Annotated in this window: 15 protein-coding genes; 12 read left to right on the top strand and 3 right to left on the bottom strand. The window is 58.4% G+C overall.

Going from position 1 to position 18,636, the window contains the following annotated elements; genetic code table 11:
* Window positions 1–17: 17 nt before the first annotated feature.
* Complete coding sequence (locus tag H1B37_RS16095; protein WP_182867679.1) at window positions 18–1,967, top strand: serine/threonine-protein kinase; 1,950 nt, start codon at window positions 18–20, stop codon at window positions 1,965–1,967.
* A gap of 102 nt (window positions 1,968–2,069) precedes the next feature.
* On the opposite strand, the gene H1B37_RS16090 is transcribed toward H1B37_RS16095, so the two are convergent.
* On the bottom strand, window positions 2,070–2,924 hold the full coding sequence (locus tag H1B37_RS16090; RefSeq protein ID WP_182867678.1) for a cupredoxin domain-containing protein: 855 nt from the start codon (window positions 2,922–2,924) through the stop codon (window positions 2,070–2,072).
* A gap of 256 nt (window positions 2,925–3,180) precedes the next feature.
* Between H1B37_RS16090 and H1B37_RS16085 the strand changes: the two genes are divergently transcribed.
* The 3 genes from H1B37_RS16085 (at window position 3,181) to H1B37_RS16075 (ending at window position 7,635) form a co-directional block, all read left to right on the top strand.
* Window positions 3,181–4,803, top strand: a complete 1,623-nt coding sequence (locus H1B37_RS16085; protein ID WP_182867677.1) for a sulfatase family protein — start codon at window positions 3,181–3,183, stop codon at window positions 4,801–4,803.
* A 172-nt stretch (window positions 4,804–4,975) separates the two neighbouring features.
* Window positions 4,976–6,862, top strand: coding sequence for an OPT family oligopeptide transporter (locus tag H1B37_RS16080; RefSeq protein ID WP_182867676.1), 1,887 nt, complete (start codon window positions 4,976–4,978; stop codon window positions 6,860–6,862).
* 149 nt (window positions 6,863–7,011) lie between these two features.
* Complete coding sequence (locus H1B37_RS16075) at window positions 7,012–7,635, top strand: 3-keto-disaccharide hydrolase (RefSeq protein WP_220498225.1); 624 nt, start codon at window positions 7,012–7,014, stop codon at window positions 7,633–7,635.
* 6 nt (window positions 7,636–7,641) lie between these two features.
* On the opposite strand, the gene H1B37_RS16070 is transcribed toward H1B37_RS16075, so the two are convergent.
* Both H1B37_RS16070 and H1B37_RS16065 read right to left on the bottom strand, forming a co-directional pair.
* Window positions 7,642–9,093: a DUF1598 domain-containing protein gene (locus H1B37_RS16070; protein WP_182867675.1), complete on the bottom strand. Its 1,452-nt coding sequence runs from the start codon at window positions 9,091–9,093 to the stop codon at window positions 7,642–7,644.
* A 197-nt stretch (window positions 9,094–9,290) separates the two neighbouring features.
* Entirely contained in the window at window positions 9,291–10,091 is an 801-nt protein-coding gene (locus H1B37_RS16065) for a GNAT family acetyltransferase (RefSeq protein ID WP_220498224.1), read from the bottom strand.
* A gap of 114 nt (window positions 10,092–10,205) precedes the next feature.
* On the opposite strand from H1B37_RS16065, the gene H1B37_RS16060 reads away from it, so the two are divergent.
* The 8 genes from H1B37_RS16060 (at window position 10,206) to H1B37_RS16025 (ending at window position 18,527) form a co-directional block, all read left to right on the top strand.
* Window positions 10,206–10,409 carry a hypothetical protein gene (locus H1B37_RS16060; RefSeq protein WP_182867673.1) on the top strand — a complete coding sequence of 68 codons (204 nt, stop codon included), beginning with the start codon at window positions 10,206–10,208 and terminating at the stop codon, window positions 10,407–10,409.
* Window positions 10,410–10,809: 400 nt separating this feature from the next.
* Window positions 10,810–11,514 carry a WbqC family protein gene (locus H1B37_RS16055; RefSeq protein WP_220498223.1) on the top strand — a complete coding sequence of 235 codons (705 nt, stop codon included), beginning with the start codon at window positions 10,810–10,812 and terminating at the stop codon, window positions 11,512–11,514.
* A complete protein-coding gene (locus tag H1B37_RS16050; RefSeq protein ID WP_182867671.1) occupies window positions 11,511–12,485 on the top strand; it encodes a glycoside hydrolase family protein in 975 nt (324 codons plus the stop codon). The genes H1B37_RS16055 and H1B37_RS16050 overlap by 4 nt, the downstream gene beginning before the upstream one ends.
* Window positions 12,482–13,462 carry a glycoside hydrolase family protein gene (locus H1B37_RS16045; RefSeq protein WP_182867670.1) on the top strand — a complete coding sequence of 327 codons (981 nt, stop codon included), beginning with the start codon at window positions 12,482–12,484 and terminating at the stop codon, window positions 13,460–13,462. The genes H1B37_RS16050 and H1B37_RS16045 overlap by 4 nt, the downstream gene beginning before the upstream one ends.
* A gap of 3 nt (window positions 13,463–13,465) precedes the next feature.
* Window positions 13,466–13,978, top strand: coding sequence for a GNAT family N-acetyltransferase (locus tag H1B37_RS16040; protein ID WP_182867669.1), 513 nt, complete (start codon window positions 13,466–13,468; stop codon window positions 13,976–13,978).
* A gap of 58 nt (window positions 13,979–14,036) precedes the next feature.
* The gene (locus tag H1B37_RS16035) at window positions 14,037–14,801 is read left to right on the top strand and encodes a class I SAM-dependent methyltransferase (RefSeq protein ID WP_182867668.1); all 765 of its coding nucleotides are present in this window, start codon (window positions 14,037–14,039) and stop codon (window positions 14,799–14,801) included.
* A 203-nt stretch (window positions 14,802–15,004) separates the two neighbouring features.
* Window positions 15,005–16,159 carry a DegT/DnrJ/EryC1/StrS family aminotransferase gene (locus H1B37_RS16030; RefSeq protein WP_182867667.1) on the top strand — a complete coding sequence of 385 codons (1,155 nt, stop codon included), beginning with the start codon at window positions 15,005–15,007 and terminating at the stop codon, window positions 16,157–16,159.
* A 43-nt stretch (window positions 16,160–16,202) separates the two neighbouring features.
* On the top strand, window positions 16,203–18,527 hold the full coding sequence (locus tag H1B37_RS16025) for a tetratricopeptide repeat protein (RefSeq protein ID WP_182867666.1): 2,325 nt from the start codon (window positions 16,203–16,205) through the stop codon (window positions 18,525–18,527).
* Window positions 18,528–18,636 lie beyond the last annotated feature (109 nt).

The raw sequence follows: 18,636 nt of genomic DNA, 5'->3' as shown, positions 1-18,636 counted from the left end.
GATACTCGCGCCCGAACATGCCGATCGTCGACCAAGAGCGGAGGTTTATCGAAACCTGTCTCGAGCTTCAGTTGCTGAAAGAAACCGACGCGAAATCGTTGGAGCAGCAGTTTGGGGTGGACGGACCGGGCATCTCCCAGTTGGCACTCCAACGCGGTCTACTGACGCCGGCGGACGTCGACATCGTTCACGCACTGCAGTTTCCCTCGGCCACGGTTCCGGGGTACCAGATCGTGGATCTGGTCGGCCGCGGCGGCATGGGGGCGGTGTACCGTGCGGTGCAGACCGATCTGGAACGCGTCGTCGCGTTGAAGATCATCATGGCCGGCAATGTGGCCCATCCGAACGCCGCGGCACGATTTGAACGTGAGGCCAAGGCGCTTGCCCGATTGCGACATCCCAACATCGTCCAGGCGTTTAATTTCGGCAAGCACGACGGGCGCTACTACTTTGCGATGGAATTTGTCCCGGGAAAAACCTGCGAACAAGTCGTCAGAGAAGCCGGCTTCCTGCCCCCGCAAGCTGTCTGGTCGATCGTGCGGCAGGTCGCATCGGGGCTGTTGCATGCCGTCGGCCAGAATTTGATCCATCGTGACATCAAACCGGCCAACCTGCTTCTGCTGCCACCGCCGGAGGGTTCGGCGACGAAGACCGAGATTGTCAAGATCGCCGATTTCGGGCTGGCGATGTTTGCCGACCAAAGTGCCGAGCAATTAAAAATCACAACGGGCGAAAAAGTCATGGGAAGCCCCGCGTACATGTCCCCCGAGCAGTTCGGTGGCCGCGAGGTCGATTTTCGCACCGACATGTTTTCCTTGGGGGCAACCGCCTGGCACCTGTTGTTCGGAAAACCGCCACATCAAGGTCGCAGCATCGCCGCGCTGTACCAGCAAAAATCCGAGCGACTGCTGGTTCATCCCGACGATTTGCCGATCAAGTTGCCGGAGGACCAGATGTCGCTGCTGATCGACTTGCTCGATCCCGATCCGGAGGTCCGTCCGGCAAGTTACCAACAATTGATTGATGCGATCGACGCCCTGATGGGAAACGCCGATCCGACGGCGGCGACGGTGCCGACCACGGTGCCATCGAGTGCGGACAACGAACCCGCCCGCCGCGGATGGATCAGCGCGCAGCCGACCGTCGAACGCGCGTTGCCTTTGGCCGACGCAGCGACGTCAACGTCCACGGCCAGCGGCGTGACATCTTCCGGCGACAGCGTGACGCAGACGATCGATCTGCATCGCGTCAGGAGGACGCGTCGCACCCGATTCGTTCGCTCGTTCTGCGCCGTCGGAATCCTTGCACTGGCCGCCTTTTTAATCGGCGTGGTCCAATACAATCGCTCCTTGCCGGCGGTGCGAGTCCCGACCCGAGTGGTCGGAAGTGTGCCGCTGTTTGACGGCGTCACGCTCAGTGGTTGGGACGTCGGTGGATCGATGGTCGGGGCTTGGAACACACTGCAAGCCCCCGACGCGTCCACGGCGATCGCTTGCGTCACGCCCAAAGGTGCACTGACACGACGCTACACCACCAACACCATCCCACGCATCAGCTTGTTCGTTTGGCCACAGACGGAAAGCAGCGTCGTGGACATCGATTTTGCCTTCGATCCCGCCGAACCCTTCTCCCGGCGAGGCTGTGTGCGTCTGCAGGGCGATCGCTATCAAGTGGGCACAAAAACGTCCGATTTCGGGGACGTCGATGTAGTGTTCCAGTCTGAGGCACTTCCAACCATGCTCGACCGCTTTCACGTCATCGACATCGAACGCCAACGCGACGATTGGTTTGTTTTCTTGGAAGAAAAGTTCATCGGTTCCCTGCCCGTCGAAGACGTCGCCAACGGCAGCGCCATTCGACTGGTGGTCCACGAAAACCGACCCCAGACCGCCGACCGGCCGCAAGCATTCTTCGCCGACGTTCAGCTGGATGAATTGGAATTCAAAGAGCGCGCAGATGCAGGGTAGAAGTAACAGAAAAATGGGGGGCAGAAAAATATTGTGCCGGATGTCAAACAGGAATACGAGGACGACGAGATTTTCTGTTAGCAGTGGCGAGCCGACGGTTGGTCAACTCCTCCCCATTTTTCTGCCCCCCATTTTTCTGTCATCTTCCGTCCCATCTTCTGCACGCGGCGAACCTAACTTCGGATCGATCTTGAATGCCGAGGCCTGAATCTCGACCACGCCCAGATCGTTCACCCCCGGATCGAGCACGCGTTCGAATTTGCTGGATTTCCACGTTTCGTTCTTTCCATTGACGACAACCTGCTGGATTCTGGCACTCTCATGGAACGTTCGAAAAACGATTCGCTCTCCGACCGGTAACCCGGTGATTTCCAGTTTTCCGTTTTCGTCGCTGATGCCGGCCAAGCGATGGTCCAACACCAGAATCCAGGCGTTCATCCAAGGGTGAATGTTGCAACGAATTGAAACCGGGGCGGGTTCGGATTCCTCCAACGATCGCTGCCACGGTGCCCCGACCGGCCGCGTGATTCCCAGTGGGGCGTTGTTAAAGAATTGAAAGTTGGCGTTGTGCCCCACCGGATCGTTGTCTTCCACACGCAGCGTGTCGCCCTTGCGGGCGAGCAAAATGTGGGGCTGGAATCGGCAGTGCTTGATCGTCAACAGTTGCTGCTCGGGCTGTGAGTCTTGCTTCGGCAGCACCGTGCCGCGCCGCCCCGTGTAGACGTACAGGACGACATTCCGGATTCCATGGTTGGCTGGGTCGACGATCAACCGTTCATCCAAAAGCGGCACTTGGCCGCAACACGGTCGATCCAGATGGGGCGTGATACGGCGCGTCGCGGGCGGATCGCCGAGGTAGCGAAACGTCGCCACCAGCGTCGCGGTTTCCTGTGCCATCGCCGTTCCCATCCACGCAAACATCAACAGCGTCGCAACGATTCGGTGGGTTTGATTCATGAACGACTTTTGACGACTGAGTTTTCCGGTAGTGGACGGGGCGACGAGTCCATTTGGCTTGCCGGCTGCCAGGACTCCTCGCGTCGTCCATGACCGTTGAGCTCGACCCGTAGCGGAAGCCGCCAAGGCTTTCGTCCCCCACACCGTTCCCAGCCGCCGGGGCGTGCCCGCAGCGTGTATAGTAGGCGATCGACTCATTGCGTTGTCGATGAAAATTCCCCCAAGCCCGATCCTTTCCCTTTCAATGCTGCGATTCATGTGTTGTCGAATCCCTCCCGCGTTGTTGCTGCCGGTGTGCCTATTGGTACTAGGTGCGAATGCCGCCCGCGTTTCCGCCGACGATCGGCCCAATATCCTGTTCATTTTCAGTGACGACCACGCGCCCCATGCGATCGGGGCGTACAACGGTTGGCTGAAGAGCGTCGATCCGACGCCCAACATCGACCAACTGGCCAAGCAAGGCATCGTGTTTCGGAACAGTTTCTGTACCAATTCGATCTGTGGTCCCAGCCGTGCCGTGATCCAGACCGGCAAACACAGCCACAAGAATGGTTTCATGAACAACGGCAACTCGTTCGATTGGAACCAGCAAACGTTTCCCAAACTGCTGCAAGAAGCGGGCTACACGACGGCGATCTATGGAAAGTCTCACCTGAAAGGCCAACCACAGGGCTACGACGACTGGAAAGTTCTTCCCGGCCAAGGTCTGTACTACAACCCGGACCTGATCACCCCGGACGGCCGCAAACGGATCAAAGGACATTGCACCGACGTCGTGACGGATCTGGCAGTCGAGTGGCTCAAACAAGGACGCACCGACGACAAGCCGTTCCTGTTGATGGTCCAGCACAAGGCACCGCACCGAAACTGGATGCCGGCGCTGCGGCACTTGGACCTGTACGCCGATATCGATCTGCCCGAACCGAACACCTTGTTCGACAAGTGGCATGACAACGCCGCTCCGGCGCGACACCAGGAATTGGAAATCGACCGGCACATGCACCTGAATTTTGACCTGTTCGTCGACCTGACGCCGGAATTCGATGGCAATGCGATCGTCGGACGCTACGACAAATCGGCATGGCGCAACATGCAACGAATGACGCCGGAACAATTGAAAGCTTGGTACGCCGCCTACCGCCCACGCGACAAAGCGTTCCACCAGGCCGACCTCACGGCCGACAGCTTGGTCCGCTGGAAATACCAACGTTATGCCAAGAACTACCTGCGCTGCGTCAAAGGCGTCGATGAAAGTGTCGGCACCCTGATGGAAACCCTCGATGAACTGGGACTGTCCGACAACACCGTCGTCATCTACTCGTCCGACCAAGGCTTCTACATCGGCGACCATGGCTGGTACGACAAGCGTTGGATGTACGAAGAATCTTTGAAGATGCCATTGATCGTCAAGTGGCCCGGCGTGACCAAACCGGGATCGACCGACGATCACCTGGTGCAAAACCTGGACTATGCCGAGACGTTTCTGGAGATGGCCGGAGCGGAGGTGCCCGAGGACATGCAAGGCGAATCGCTGGTGCCGCTATTGAAAGGTGAATCCCCCGACGATTGGCGACGCAGCATCTATTACCACTACTACGAATACCCCAGCGTGCACATGGTGCCCCGGCAATACGGGGTCCGCAATCATCGCTACAAGCTGATTCGGTTTTATCAATTCGATGAATGGGAGTTCTACGATCTGAAAACCGATCCCGATGAGCTGACCAACCAGTACAACAACCCCGAGTACGCCGACGAGATTACGGACATGAAGCGCGAATTGGACCGTTTGCGAAAACACTATCAAGATGACAGCGATGTGTCGGTGTTGCCGAAACAGCGGCAAATGGAATTACGATCACCGCAAGCGGCTCTCTAGCGGCGACAAAAAAATGTAGCTGCGCTCGCCAGAGCGTGGATGGTTGAGGCAGCCACCTTCTTGGCGAAGGTAGCTACGTTTGGGCAGTGTGCCGCGCCGTTCATCTCCCAGGTGACGCCCGAATGACAGGCTGGAAGCCTATCCCACCTTTTTTCGACGATGTCATCCGATCATGAGTGATTTGTCCGAATCATCCGCTGCACCCGTTCCCGAATTGACGCCGCGGGTCTTTGTTTTAGGATTGATCCTGTCGGTCGTCATGGGGGCGGCCAACGTGTATGTCGGACTGAAAGCCGGCATGACCGTGTCGGCCTCGATCCCGGCGGCGGTGATGGCGATGTTGCTGTTTCGGTTGCTGTTCAAGCGATCCAGCATTTTGGAAGCCAATCAAGTCCAGACGTGTGCGTCGGCCGGTGAGTCGTTGGCGGCAGGCATCATTTTCACGATGCCGGCGATGATTCTGATCGGGCATTGGCAATCCTTTGATTTCTGGACCGTTTCGCTGGTCGCACTCACCGGCGGCCTGTTGGGCATTCTGTTCATGATTCCGATGCGGCGGGTGTTCGTCGCCGACAACGACGACCTGCCGTTCCCCGAAGGCGTCGCCTGTGCGGCAGTGTTGGAAGCCGGTCAGCAAGGTGACCAACAGCGCGGTGCGGCGACCAGTTTGTTGATCGGCGGCGCGTTGGGGGCGGTGTTCAAGTTTTGCGCCGGGTTTCTGACGCTGGTCAACGACACGCTGCAAGTCGCCCGGTCGGCCGGTGATCGGATCTTCTATTTCGGGGGCGACCTGTCACCGATGTTGGTCGCCGTCGGGTTCATCGTCCGTTTGAACGTCGCCGTGTTGATCTTCGTCGGCGGTGCGATCGGATGGTTGATCGGGATCCCGTTGATGGGCGGCGCGTCGAGTTACGACGATCCGATCAGTGGTGCCTGGACGATTTGGAGCACCGAAATCCGGTACGTCGGGGTGGGCGCGATGGTCGTCGGTGGGATCGGGTCCTTGATCGCCGTGCGCCAGGGGTTGTTCACCGCTGTCTCCGAATTGTGGCATGGATTGCGTGGCCGTCGGATTTCGCTGGACCACGGCACGCGGGATATTCCCTCGGGATTGATCCTCGTGCTCGGATTGGTTTGCACCGCCACCTTGGCACTGATCAACTATCGCTTTACCGACGACGTCGGCGTATCGGCCTTGTCGACTGTCGTGATGCTCGCAATGGGGTTCTTCTTTACGGCGGTGGCCAGCTACATCGTCGGTCTGGTCGGCAACTCCAACAGCCCCGTCTCCGGGATGACGATCACGGCGGTGTTGGCGGCCGGCGGATTGTTGTGGCTGTTCAACTACTCCGGCACCCAGGGCATGGTCGCGACACTCGGCATCGCGGCGATCGTGTGTTGCGTGGCGTGTACCAGCGGCGACGTGTGCAACGACTTGAAGACCGGTTCGCTGGTCGGTGCGGCACCGTTTCGGCAACAAACCATGCAGATCGCCGGGGTGTTTGTTGCGGCCTTCGTGATGGCTCCGGTGCTGACCTTGCTGCACGACAACACGCCGGGCGGGATCGGTGGCGAGAAACTTTCCGCCCCCCAGGCCAGTCTGTTCGCCAGTCTGGCCAAGGGGTTTGCCGGCGAAGGCGAGCTTCCTTGGGGCCTGATCGGTTTGGGCGCCGGCATCGGCGTGCTGATCTTGGGGATCGACGAAGTGCTCAAGCGGAACACCCGCCACCGCGCCCACCTGATGCCGATCGCCGTCGGGATGTACTTGCCCTTCGGATTGGCGACACCGATTCTGGTCGGCGGTCTGATCGCGTGGTTGTGTACCCGTGGAAAAGAACGCCAGTCGCATGATCGGGTGCTGCATCGTGGCATCCTGTTTTCCTCCGGTGTCATCGCCGGCGAAGCCCTGACGGCGGTGGGTTTGGCCGGACTGGCGGCATTCGGAGTCGCGGCCTTGGATTTGGGGCTGTCACCCGTCGTCAAAACCGTGCTTTCGCTGGTCGTTGCAGCGGGGATCGTTTTAGCCTTCGTCGCCATGACCAAACCCAAATCCGAATGAATGCCAGCGGGAAGCGTGAGCGAGCGGCCCGCGACGGGTTTTAGTATCATGACTCACCACAGGCCGACACCGCGTTTCGGAAGATCATTCCCACGCGGGCATCCGGCTGCCCAATCGAATCTTTCCTCCCACCGATGAGATCACCATCGATGTCCCACCGATCGTTTGTCTGCCTCTCCGCACTGCTTCTGACCGTTTCGGTTTGCATCAGCCCCGCGGCGCTCGCCCACGAGGGAATGCACGCCATCTTTGACGGAAAGTCGCTCGACGGCTGGGAAGTTCGTCCCGAAAAGGACACCGAAGACCATTGGGAAGTCATCGACGGCAAGATCGTTTGCGAGAACGAAAACAAGAAGGGATCGGTGCTCTGGACCACCAAGGACTACAAGGACTACGAAATCGAACTCGACTACCAGACCTCGTCGGAGTACTACGACACCGGCGTCATGCTGCGTGGAGACGGACATCAGGTCCAATTGGGCATCTCCGGCAGCCTGAAAAAGGATATGTCGGCGTGCGTCTATGCGCCCAAAGACAAACGGGGCAGCTACCCCGGTGTCTCGGAAAAGGGGACGGAGGTATTAAAACTCGGCCAGTGGAATCATCTGCGAATTGTGCTGACCGGAAAGCGGATCCAAACCTTTCACAACGGAGAGCCCTGCGTGGATTACACCGGCGTCGCGATCAACGACGAAGGCCCGATCGGGCTGCAACTGCACGGCGGTCACCACATGAAGATCCAGTTCAAGAACATCAAGGTGAAAGAACTGTAGAGCCCGCTACCACCACCAGCGTTGCCCGTCTCCCTCGGCCGCTTTGGCACGCATCGATGCAATCGCTTCGTCGGTCTCGGTCCGCTTGACCACGGACCAGGGATCGATCGAAACGCCGCCGGAGACGCTGATGAACCAACCTTGTCGTCCGCGGAGTGTGGAGGCGACCGAGGGAATCGTTTTTGGGACGCGATAGCGTGGGCCGGTCAGCCGACTGGCATCGGTCAGCACGTCGAATCGACAATCCGCCCGCACCGGTAATCCTTCGCTGGCCATAAGAGCTCCGAAAACGGCCAGATCGAAACAGTTCCTCAGGTCGGCAAAAACCGGCAGCGCGATCGACAGGTCGTCGTAGTTCTCGGTCATGCTGTCGGCCCATAGTTGTGCCAGCGGGTTTTCGGTATCCAGGTTGGTGCGGCGGCCCTCGGTCGTCAACAGGCTGTCCTGAGTCATCGTTCGGACGGCACGTCCGCGAATCTGCCACGTCAGGCGATCCGGCGTGCAGCGCAAGGGTTCGTAATCGGTTGCCATCCACCAACGCGGCGACGTCACTCGGCCGTCCCGGTTTTGACGCTGCAACAATTCCATGTAACTCGGCATGGCATCGATCGGCGCAGCGTCCAGGCCCATCGCCAGACGTTTCATGGCGTAGTCGGCGGCCAGCAGGACGTGGGCAAAGTGGCTGTCGGGGTCGATCCCACCGATCAACACCTGCTGGTGTCCGATCGCTTTTTCGAGCGTCCCGGCCGCTTTGGGGCTGAAGGTTCGCAGCCTTGCGTGGACACGGGCGTATCGCCGCAACCCATCGTCGGTCGGCTCGATCGAGCAACTGATCTGACGGTCGACGCCATCGGCGCCTGTTCGCAACACATCCATCAAGTCATCCAATCGAAGCACGGCACGACCATCGGCGACGCCGACGACCTCGCCGGCCTGATTGGCTTTCCAAGGCCCGCCGGGGCCTGCGATCAAGATGTCGCCGCCGGAAACCGCGCCACCTGGAACAGGCGTGTCGGGGGGGACTGCAAAGACGTATTCGATGCGACGCAGCCCGGCCAGAAACGCCATGTCGGGCGAGATCGGTTTTCCCTCGTCCAGGCGTTGCGCCAGCGCGCGGTCCAGTCGGGCGAGCGAAACGACGCGAAAGCCCGACTCTGCGTTGCCCACCCCCTCGATCGCGTCGGCCACTTGTGACCAGGACTCACGAAGCTGGTCCAGATCGTCCTGCCGGATACGATCCACGACTCCATCCGCATCGACCCAAACGCCGCCGACGCCACCGCGCGAGCCAATGACCGGAGTGATCCCGGTGACGAACGGTGTGCTGGTGAGGTTTTGGATCGCCGCGATGCCTTGCGCGGCAGCAAGCTCTGTCGCGACATAAAACAGCACCAGCACCGCGATCGCCCGGCGAGTGAACCGCCGAGTCACACAACTGACCGAAGATGAGACAAGCATTTGCAAACCCCGCTTAAAATGCCCCGTCGTTTCCCTCTCAACGTACGCGTTGCCCGTTCGGTGTCAAATCAAATTGTTCCGAAGCATCGGTACGGCACACGGCAATCGAGCCCGGAAGCAAAGGGCATCGACATCACGTTCAGCCTTAAAGTCATCCGGAAATTGAAATCGCCCTCCGTTCCAGAGGTCGTGAAATCCTACTCCTGTCCCGCCCGATCAACCCCATCGGGAAACCGATGACTTCCGTCTTGGTCCAGAGGCAACGGATCGACCGCCACCACCGCGTCCATCGGGATGTCACCATAGACGTGCGGAAACAGAGCCCCGTCACGCGAAGCCTCCCACCGCAGTGTTTCACCTAGCTTACTTGCATCGACAGCAACCAACAGCAAATCCGCTCGCCCGGCAAAGTACAGCTTCGCCGTCTTCCGGACCTGATCGTGACCGGACAGATGGATAAAACCGTCAGTCAAATCGATGCCACACCCGGAGAAAACGCCGGCGGCCCGAGCATCGTCCCAATCGGCTTTTGTGAGAATTTTGTAAAGCATCGGAGTATTCAAAAGTGGTTTTCCTTGATCATCAATCAACCGTTTCCCAAAACTGACCACATCATCCTCGCGGAACCCAATTCTCTCATAGAACGCAATCGCGTCGGTATTGTCCCTGCGGATTTGCAGATTGATTTTCGGGCACCCTGCTTCAAGCAGTACCTGCTGGGCGTGTTGCATGATGGCCCGCCCACGGCCGCCGTGTCGATGATCCGGATCGACGGCCAGGTAATTGATCCAACCGCGGTGTCCATCGTATCCCGCCATCACCGTTGCGATGATCCGTTCGTCCAGCACGCCGACCAAAAACCACTGCGATTGGACGCTCAGCTTCCGCGCAATGTCCTTGTGCGGATCGTTCCACGGACGCGTTAACCCGGCACGCCTCCACAGCGACACGACGTCGGATTCGTCTTCACACTGGAATTCTCGAATCTGCATCTGCATTGACGTTTCTGATCACAGGATAGGCGTCCAGCCTGTCAATTCCTCACTCGGGGACCTGGATTGGATTATACTGTTTGCCGGTATCGCCGAAGTCTTCCGACACGCTCTCACACCATGAATCCCTATCGCACGCCGACCGCCACGCATGAAAATCAACCGCCGGGATTACTGTGGGGCGTACTGTCGGTGTTCTGTTTCGGATGGGCGTTCGGGACGGCGATGCGGGGCGAATTGGACGCGTTCGGCTGGTTCGGCATTGTGGTCTTCATCCTCGGCATGCTGCTTTGGCAATACTCACAACCAACACTCGGCGATTGATCACGCACCTCGATCCAAACGTTAGCAACGGTCCATAGACGCCTAGGGAAATCTGTTTGCGATCGCGTGCCCACTTGGTCAAACGATTGACCGGTCAAACAATGAAAGCAACATGGGAGGATTCGGTCTGCGCGGATGGCGACATTATTTGACCAATAAATTTTTTGACCAGCTCTTCGGTTTTGGCTCACACAGCGTGCGGGCGGACCATGGGGCTCTGCGGGTGACCGCGGATTGCTAGCAATGGAGCGGCGCCGGTTGCGGCCGATTCAAGGTTTTCTCGATCGATGACGATACCCAGGTGACGTGGGTGGCGCCGCATCCGGCTCACCAATCGTCACTCGGGTTTCGACCATTTCCATCACGGGGCAGTGCAATGGGGGAGAAGCGGATCGCCATCATGCAGCCGTATTTCTTTCCCTACATCGGCTACTTTCACCTGCTTCATGCCGCCGACACGTTGGTGCTGTACGACAACTTGCAGTACACCAAGAGAGGCTGGATCAACCGCAACCGGATGCTGCAAAACGGCAGTGACGTGTTATTTTCGATTCCGCTGCGCAAGGCGTCCGATTACGCCGCGATCGACCAGCGAGAGGTTTCTCCGGACTTTGACCGCCGCAAACTGCTGAACCGGGTCCGTGCGGCCTATCAAAAGGCGCCAAACTTCACCGCCGCGATGGACCTGTTCGCGACCGCAGTCGACTACCCGGAATCCAACCTGTTCCGATTCCTCAAGCACTCGATTCAATTGCTTTGCGATCATTTGGGGATCCAGACTTCCGTCATCGATTCCTCCGCCGTTCCGATCGACCACTCCGCGCGTGGTCAGGACAAGGTCTTGGCGATCTGTCGCGTCCTGAACGCAGCAACCTACGTCAACGCGATTGGCGGTGTGGAACTGTATGATCAGGCGGAATTTAGCAAGGCGGGCATTGATTTGCGTTTCATCCAATCGGAAAACCGTCCTTATCAACAGTTCAATCATCCCTTCATCGCTTGGTTGTCCATTCTGGACGTGCTGATGTTCAATTCGACCGAAGCGGTCCGCGAATGGGTGGAAAACGGATACGCGCTGGTTGCCAATCCAACTCCGGTGCCATGACGCAGCCCTATCGTTGGAGAAAACTCGGCAAGGTCTTTGATCCGACGGATTCAACGGTTCCCGGAGCAGCCTGGATTGATGAGTTCGCTCAGGCACCTTGCGTCGTACCGCACGACGACTTTTTGCGGGTCTATTTTTCGTGTCGTCCGGCGCCTGATTCACGCGGCCAGTACACCAGCTATTCAACGTACCTGGATCTGGATCGTTCCGACTTGCGAAACGTTCTTCGCGTCAGCGATCGGCCCGTGTTGCCATTGGGCCAGATGGGGATGTTTGACCAATTCGGCATCTATCCCCTATCGGTGATCCGCGACAAGGATGTGTATCGCGCGTACTACGCGGGATGGACCCGGTGTGAATCCGTGCCTTTCAACACGGCGATTGGTGTCGCGGAAAGTCACGACGGTGGCCGCAGCTTCACGAAACTCGGTCCCGGTCCGGTGATCCCCTACACACCCGATGAGCCCTTTGTGATCAGCGGCCCCAAAATTCGCCGCTTCAATGATCGATGGTACCTGTATTACATCGCGGGCAGAAAATGGATCGTTGACAACGGCCGCGCCGAACCGGTTTACAAGATTCGAATGGCGACCTCCGACGATGGCCTGCATTGGCAGAAGCATGGCAAAGACCTGTTGGAGAGCCGCGTCGAACCCGACGAAGCCCAGGCCAGCCCCGACGTGATCTTCTCCGGCGGCACGTACCACATGTTCTTCTGTTATCGCCGCAGCCGAAACTATCGCGGCAAAAGTGGCGGCTATCGAATCGGCTATGCCTCTTCCGAAGACCTGTTTCATTGGACGCGTGACGACGACTGCGCCGGCATCACGGTTTCAGAGAGCGGCTGGGACAGTGAGATGGTCAGCTATCCTCATGTGTTCGAGCACGCGGGACACATGTACCTGTTCTATCTGGGGAACCACGTCGGCAAGCACGGTTTCGGCGTCGCAGTTCTGGAGGGACAACTGTGACCAGACAGGCACCGCGATGGCGGAAACTTGGACGCATCTTTGATCCGACCGACTACGACCTACCCGCCGACTGCGCCGAGTTCGCTCAGTCTCCGCAAGCCTTGGTTTGCGATGATTTCGTACGCATCTATTTCTCCTCGCGCCAACGTGACGCCGACACCGGCAAATTCCTCAGCCACGTCTTGTACGTGGATTTTGACTGGGACCTGCAACACGTCCTTCGCGTCGCCGATCATCCCGTGATCTCGCTCGGCGAACGAGGCTGCTTTGACGAGCACGGGATCTTTCCCCTCAGCCCGCTTCGCGTCGGCGACCAGGTATTTGCCTACACTTGTGGTTGGAGTCGACGGGTGGGCGTTTCGGTCGAAACGGGCATCGGGCTGGCGACCAGCGACGACGGCGGAACCACGTTTCAGCGGTATGGCAACGGCCCGATCCTGTCGGCGACCCTGCACGAACCCTGTTTGGTCGGCGACGGTTTCGTGCGGCGGATCGGCGATGTCTTTCACATGTGGTACATCTACGGTCTGCCGTGGCGTCACTATTCCGGCCAATCCGAACCCGATCGGATCTACAAGATCGCCCACGCGACCTCGTCCGATGGGTTCCAATGGGAAAAAACCGGCGGCGAGCAACTGATCGCCAATTCGATCGGCGATGACGAATGCCAGGCGCTGCCGACGGTGATCGAATCGGGCGGGCGTTATCACATGTACTTCTGTTTTCGCTATCCCAACGATTTTCGTACCAATCCCGAGCGAGGCTACCGGATCGGCTACGCGTCTTCGGAGGACCTTCGACATTGGGTTCGCGAGGATCAGCAGGTTGGGATCGAACGCACGGCAAACGTGGACGCGTGGGACAGCCGAATGATGTGCTATCCCCACGCGTTTCACCACAATCAGAACACCTACTTGCTGTACAACGGCAACGAATTCGGTCGGCGTGGTTTCGGGCTCGCGGTCGCGGAGGATTGAGCGATGGAGTCGACTCCGGCACGACAAGCGTTCCAGTTGACGATCGCCCGGGCAACGAGCGTTCAAATTCTGCAGCACCTTGACGCCTGTTCGGCGCAGTTTCGGCCGCCGCTCGCCGATCGGGTTGATTTGCCGACGTATGCGGAAAAGTTGTTTGATCAATCGGTGACCTTCGAGGCGTGGTGTGGGAACGTGTTAGCAGGTTTGGTGGCATGCTACGTCAACGAACAGACTCAACCGGCCAGCGCGTTTGTTTCCAACGTTAGTGTCTTGGCGGAAAACCGATCACAGGGGATTGCCCGCCGTTTGATGATTCTCTGTCACGATGAAGTCAAACGGCGCGGCGTCCAAGTGATTTCATTGGAGGTCTCCAGCGACAACACGCCGGCGATCAGGCTGTACACCCAACTCGGATACATCAAAATGACCAACGATGGCGGCAAACTGGGCATGCAGCTCTCGTTCGGACGGAAAATGACAGTGGGAGAGGCTGCCAGCCTGTCAATGCCAGGATGACAGGCTAGAAGCCTATCCCACTTGTTCCACACTCATTGCTTTGGATGGAAATCGATCCATGACGCACTCCGAAAAGCCCCGCGACTACAACGCCGAACTGCGTGACACCCCCGAACATAAATACGCCTACGATTTTGATCTGGACGTGATGCACCGCTTCATGATCCGGTCGTTCGAGGCGTTCTTTCGCCCCGGAAATTGCTTGGAGCTGGGCAGTTTTCAAGGGAGCTTTACCGAGCGCTTGTTGGACTATTTTGACGACCTGACTTGTGTCGAAGCGTCCGATGCGGCCATCGAGGCAATGAACCAGACGCCTGCCGGCAAGGTGAATTGCATTCATGGTACGTTCGAGGATGTGACGCTGCCGACGAAGTATGACAACGTCGTTCTAACTCACGTGCTTGAACACCTGGACGATCCCGTCGGGGTGCTACGACGGGTCAACGACGAATGGCTGACCGATGAGGGGCGGTTGCTTTTGGTGTGCCCCAATGCGAATGCGCCGTCCCGGCAGATCGCCGTCAAAATGGGGCTGATTTCACATCACAGTGCCGTCACCGATGCCGAACGCGAGCACGGACACCGGATCACGTATTCGTTGGACACGTTGGAACGCGACGCACGTGCCGGTGGACTTGAAGTGGTTTATCGAACGGGGATTTTCTTCAAGGCGCTGGCAAATTTCCAGTGGGACCGGTTGCTGCAAACCGACATCATCTCCGACGAGTATCTGGAAGGCTGCTATCAACTCGGTCAGATCTATCCGGATCTGTGTTCGAGCATCTTTCTTGTCTGCCGGCAAGGGAAAACCCTCGGCGAATGACTTGTCGCTGTATCCGATGCTCTCTTCTTACGTGATTTGTCGCCTGATTGTCCCGCAGAGGATCTTTGTCGACAGACCGCAGGGCAAGGGCATTCCGCCCAATCGCAGCTTCACCTGTAGGACATGGAATCATTCTTCCGACAGAAACAGAGCGGATTAGCAGTTTCTTCAGCGATTGATTCATCGGCCCTGCGCGAGCGCGAATGTCAGCCACCAAGCCCCTGCATCGGATTGATCGAAACGTCGCCCAAGATGACGTGTTGCATGTCGGGGCCCCGAACGTCGGCGACCGAGTCTACTTCAACCAACTGGTCGACCGGATCTTCCAACGTCGGTGGTTCACCAATGACGGCGGTGTCGTCAAAGAGCTGGAATCGAAACTGTGTTCCTATTTGGGCGTCAAGCATTGCGTGGCGGTCTGCAACGCGACGCTCGGGTTGCAGCTGGCCTATCGCGCACTCGATCTGACCGGTGAAGTGATCGTGCCCTCGTTCACCTTTGTTGCGACCGCGCATGCGGCCCAGTGGAACGGATTGACCCCGGTGTTTGCCGACGTCAAACGCGATGATCACACCATTTGTCCCCACAGCATCGAAACGCTGATCACCGAACAGACCCGCGCGATCGTCGGCGTCCACCTGTGGGGCAACCCCTGCGACACCCGCAAGATCGAAGCCCTGGCCCGCAAACACGACTTGGCCGTGATCTACGACGCCGCCCACGCGTTTGGCTGTGCGGACCAAGACCGCATGATCGGTAATTTCGGCGACTGCGAGGTGTTCAGCTTTCATGCCACCAAGTTCTTCAACACATTCGAAGGCGGTGCGATCGCGACGAACAATGACGAATTGGCCGAACGTTTGACGCGGATGAAGAGCTTCGGATTCGCCGGCATGGACAACGTCGTGGGTCTGGGCACGAACGCCAAGATGCCTGAGGTCTGTGCCGCGATGGGATTGTCCCTGATGCCCTGTTTGGAGCAGCTGATGGAACGCAACCGGCACAACCATCAGCTCTATCAAGCGCACCTGGAGGGACTCGATGGGCTGCGATTGTTGACACACGACCATCTGCAGCAAACGAATTGGCAATACGTCGTCATTGAAATCGACCAACAGCGGTTCGGCGTCAGTCGGGACGAGTTGATCGAACGACTGCATGCCCGTCAAATCCGTGCCCGGCGATACTTTTATCCCGGGTGTCACCGCATGGAACCGTATCGATCGATGCCTCGGAATCAGGGTCTGGCATTGCCGAACACCGAGGCCATCGGCGATCGCGTGATTTGTCTTCCGACCGGTTCGGCGGTTGATGAAGCCGACATCGAACGGGTTTGCAACGTTATCCGTGGCGATTGAGAAAGCCGTTTTCGACGCCCTCTACCTTTGATACCAGAACACGATGTCACGTAGCAAAACGAAACCGCCGAAACGACGCAGACGCCGACCGCAACCTGTCCCCGCCGCCATGAACGACCAGCATGCGATTGCGTTGAAGGTCGACAGTGCGCTGGCGCTGCAACGGGCGGGCAACCTGGAACAAGCCAAACAATTGTACTGCGAAGTCCTGAGCGTGGTTCCTGATCACGCCGATGCCTGGCACCTGCTGGGAATGACACTCTACTCCGCCGGGGCCTATCCGAGTGCGTTGGAGTGTTTGGAAAAGGCCCGGGGCTTCATGGGCGATCACCCCGAATTGATGAGCAATCTGGCGATCGTCTATCATTCGGCCGGCGACACGGAGCGGGCCAATCAAATGCTTCACCGAGTGATCCAGGCGGACGGCGACAACGCCGAGACACGCAACAATTTCGGAGTCTTCCTGCTCGAAAGCGGGCAACTCGAACAGGCCGAACAGCAGTTTCAACGGGCGATCCGGATCGATCCGCAATCCGAACAAGCCGCGATGAATCTGGCAAATTGTTGGGTCCGGCAAAACCGCTTGCATGATGCGGAACAGATCTATCACGATTTGGTTCAGCGAAATCCGGAAAACCTGGACGTGCTGGGGAATCTCGGCGAATGTTATCGGCGGCAGTCCAGGTGGGAGGAATCACTGGAGTTGCTCCAGCGCGTGGTGCATTGTCGTCCCGACGACCTTGTTTCAAAGCTGACTTTGGCGCGGACGCTGGTCAACCTCGGTCGCCTTCCCGAAGCGGCGGAGCGATTTGAACAATTGGTGATTGAGGCTCCGGGCAACGCCAAAGCACATCACTACTTGGGGACGGTTCTCCTTTCATTAAAGGATGTCGGCCGCGCCGAGACGGAAATTCGACACGCATTGGAAATTGATCCCACCGACGCGCATGCACTCTGCTCGCTCGGGTTCGTGTACATCGAATCCGATCGACGTCGCGAGGCCGCCGAGTGTTTCGCGGAAGCCGTCAAACGAGACCCTCGAATGAGCGGCGCACACGGGTGTCTACTCTATCTGATGAGTGGAGATCCGGAAATCAGTCCGGAACAGTTGTTCGAAGAACACATCCGTTGGGGTGAGCGACACGGAAACGTCCAGCCACTGCAGCACCACACCAACCGTCCCGATCGCGATCGTAAATTGCGGATCGGATATGCATCGGGGGACTTTCGCGAACACGCAGTGACGGCGTTCTTCGAACCGCTGTTGCAGCTTCGCGACCGATCGATGTTTGAAGTCTATTGTTATTATGAGTCCGGAGTCGGGGATGAGGTGACAGAGCGTTTGAAATCGCTCGCCGATCATTGGCGCGTCACGCTCGGCTATTCCGATCAGCAGGTCGCACGGCAAGTCGCTGACGACCAGATCGATATTCTGGTTGATCTGGCCGGACACACGTCGGGAAACCGATTGCCGGCGCTGGCGTACAAGCCGGCACCGATCCAGATTTCCTGGCTGGGTTATCCGAACACCACGGGGTTGCAGGCGATCGATTACTGCTTGACCTGTGATGTGCAAAATCCGGTCGGTGAACCGACGTTGCACACCGAAGAATTGATTCGGATTCCGGGCGGATCCTTTTGCTTTTCCCCACCGAGCAACCCACCCGAGGTTTCTCCCTTGCCGGCGGCTGACAAGGGCTACGTCACGTTCGGGTCGTTGCACCGACCCTTCAAGATTTCGTCGACGACCCACGATTTGTGGGCGGCTGCCTTGAAAGCGTGTCCGGATGCAAGACTGCTCGCATTCAACACCCGATTCAACGATCCGTTGAAGGCGGAGTTAAGGAGCGCACTGGTCGAACGCGGCATTGAGGAAAGCCGAATCGAAATCCGCGGCACGTACCGTGGGGATTCGTATTTAGAAACCTATCATGAGATCGACATCGGACTGGACGCCACCCCGTGGGCCGGCGGGACGACGACGATGGAAGCGCTGTGGATGGGAATTCCCGTGATCGGGTTCTACGGGAACAACCGGCCCTCGCGAGGTACTGCGGGAATCGTCCACCATCTCGGCAAACCCGAGTGGATTGCCAAGTCGACCGAACAATACGCCTGCTTGGTCCGCTCACTTGCCGGCGATCTCGAATCACTGGCCGGCATCCGCCAGTCCCTGCGAGAACTGACGCGGCAAACGATCGCCGATCAACAGCGATTTGTGACCGAGCTGGAGAAAGCATATCGTCAAGTCTGGAAACGCTGGTGCGACGAGCAGAGAGTGCACCAACAGACAGTGCACGGCATCACCTCGCTCCCGACACCCACGTCCGCAAGTTCACCCATCCCATTGGGCGAAGATCCCGCATAACCGCTTGCAGCCATCCCAGCACCGATCTTGGGTAGCCCTTCACCCCGGAGCCGACCCGGGCCCCCTTGTCTCGGACCGAGGCGAGGGGCAGAGCCGTGGAACGACTGGC

It is taken from the genome of Stieleria mannarensis (genome assembly GCF_014154935.1).
GTDB classification, from domain to species: Bacteria; Planctomycetota; Planctomycetia; order Pirellulales; family Pirellulaceae; genus Stieleria; species Stieleria mannarensis.
The sequence above is the reverse complement of the archived record's forward strand: the minus strand, read 5'-3'. Positions and strand labels throughout refer to the sequence as shown.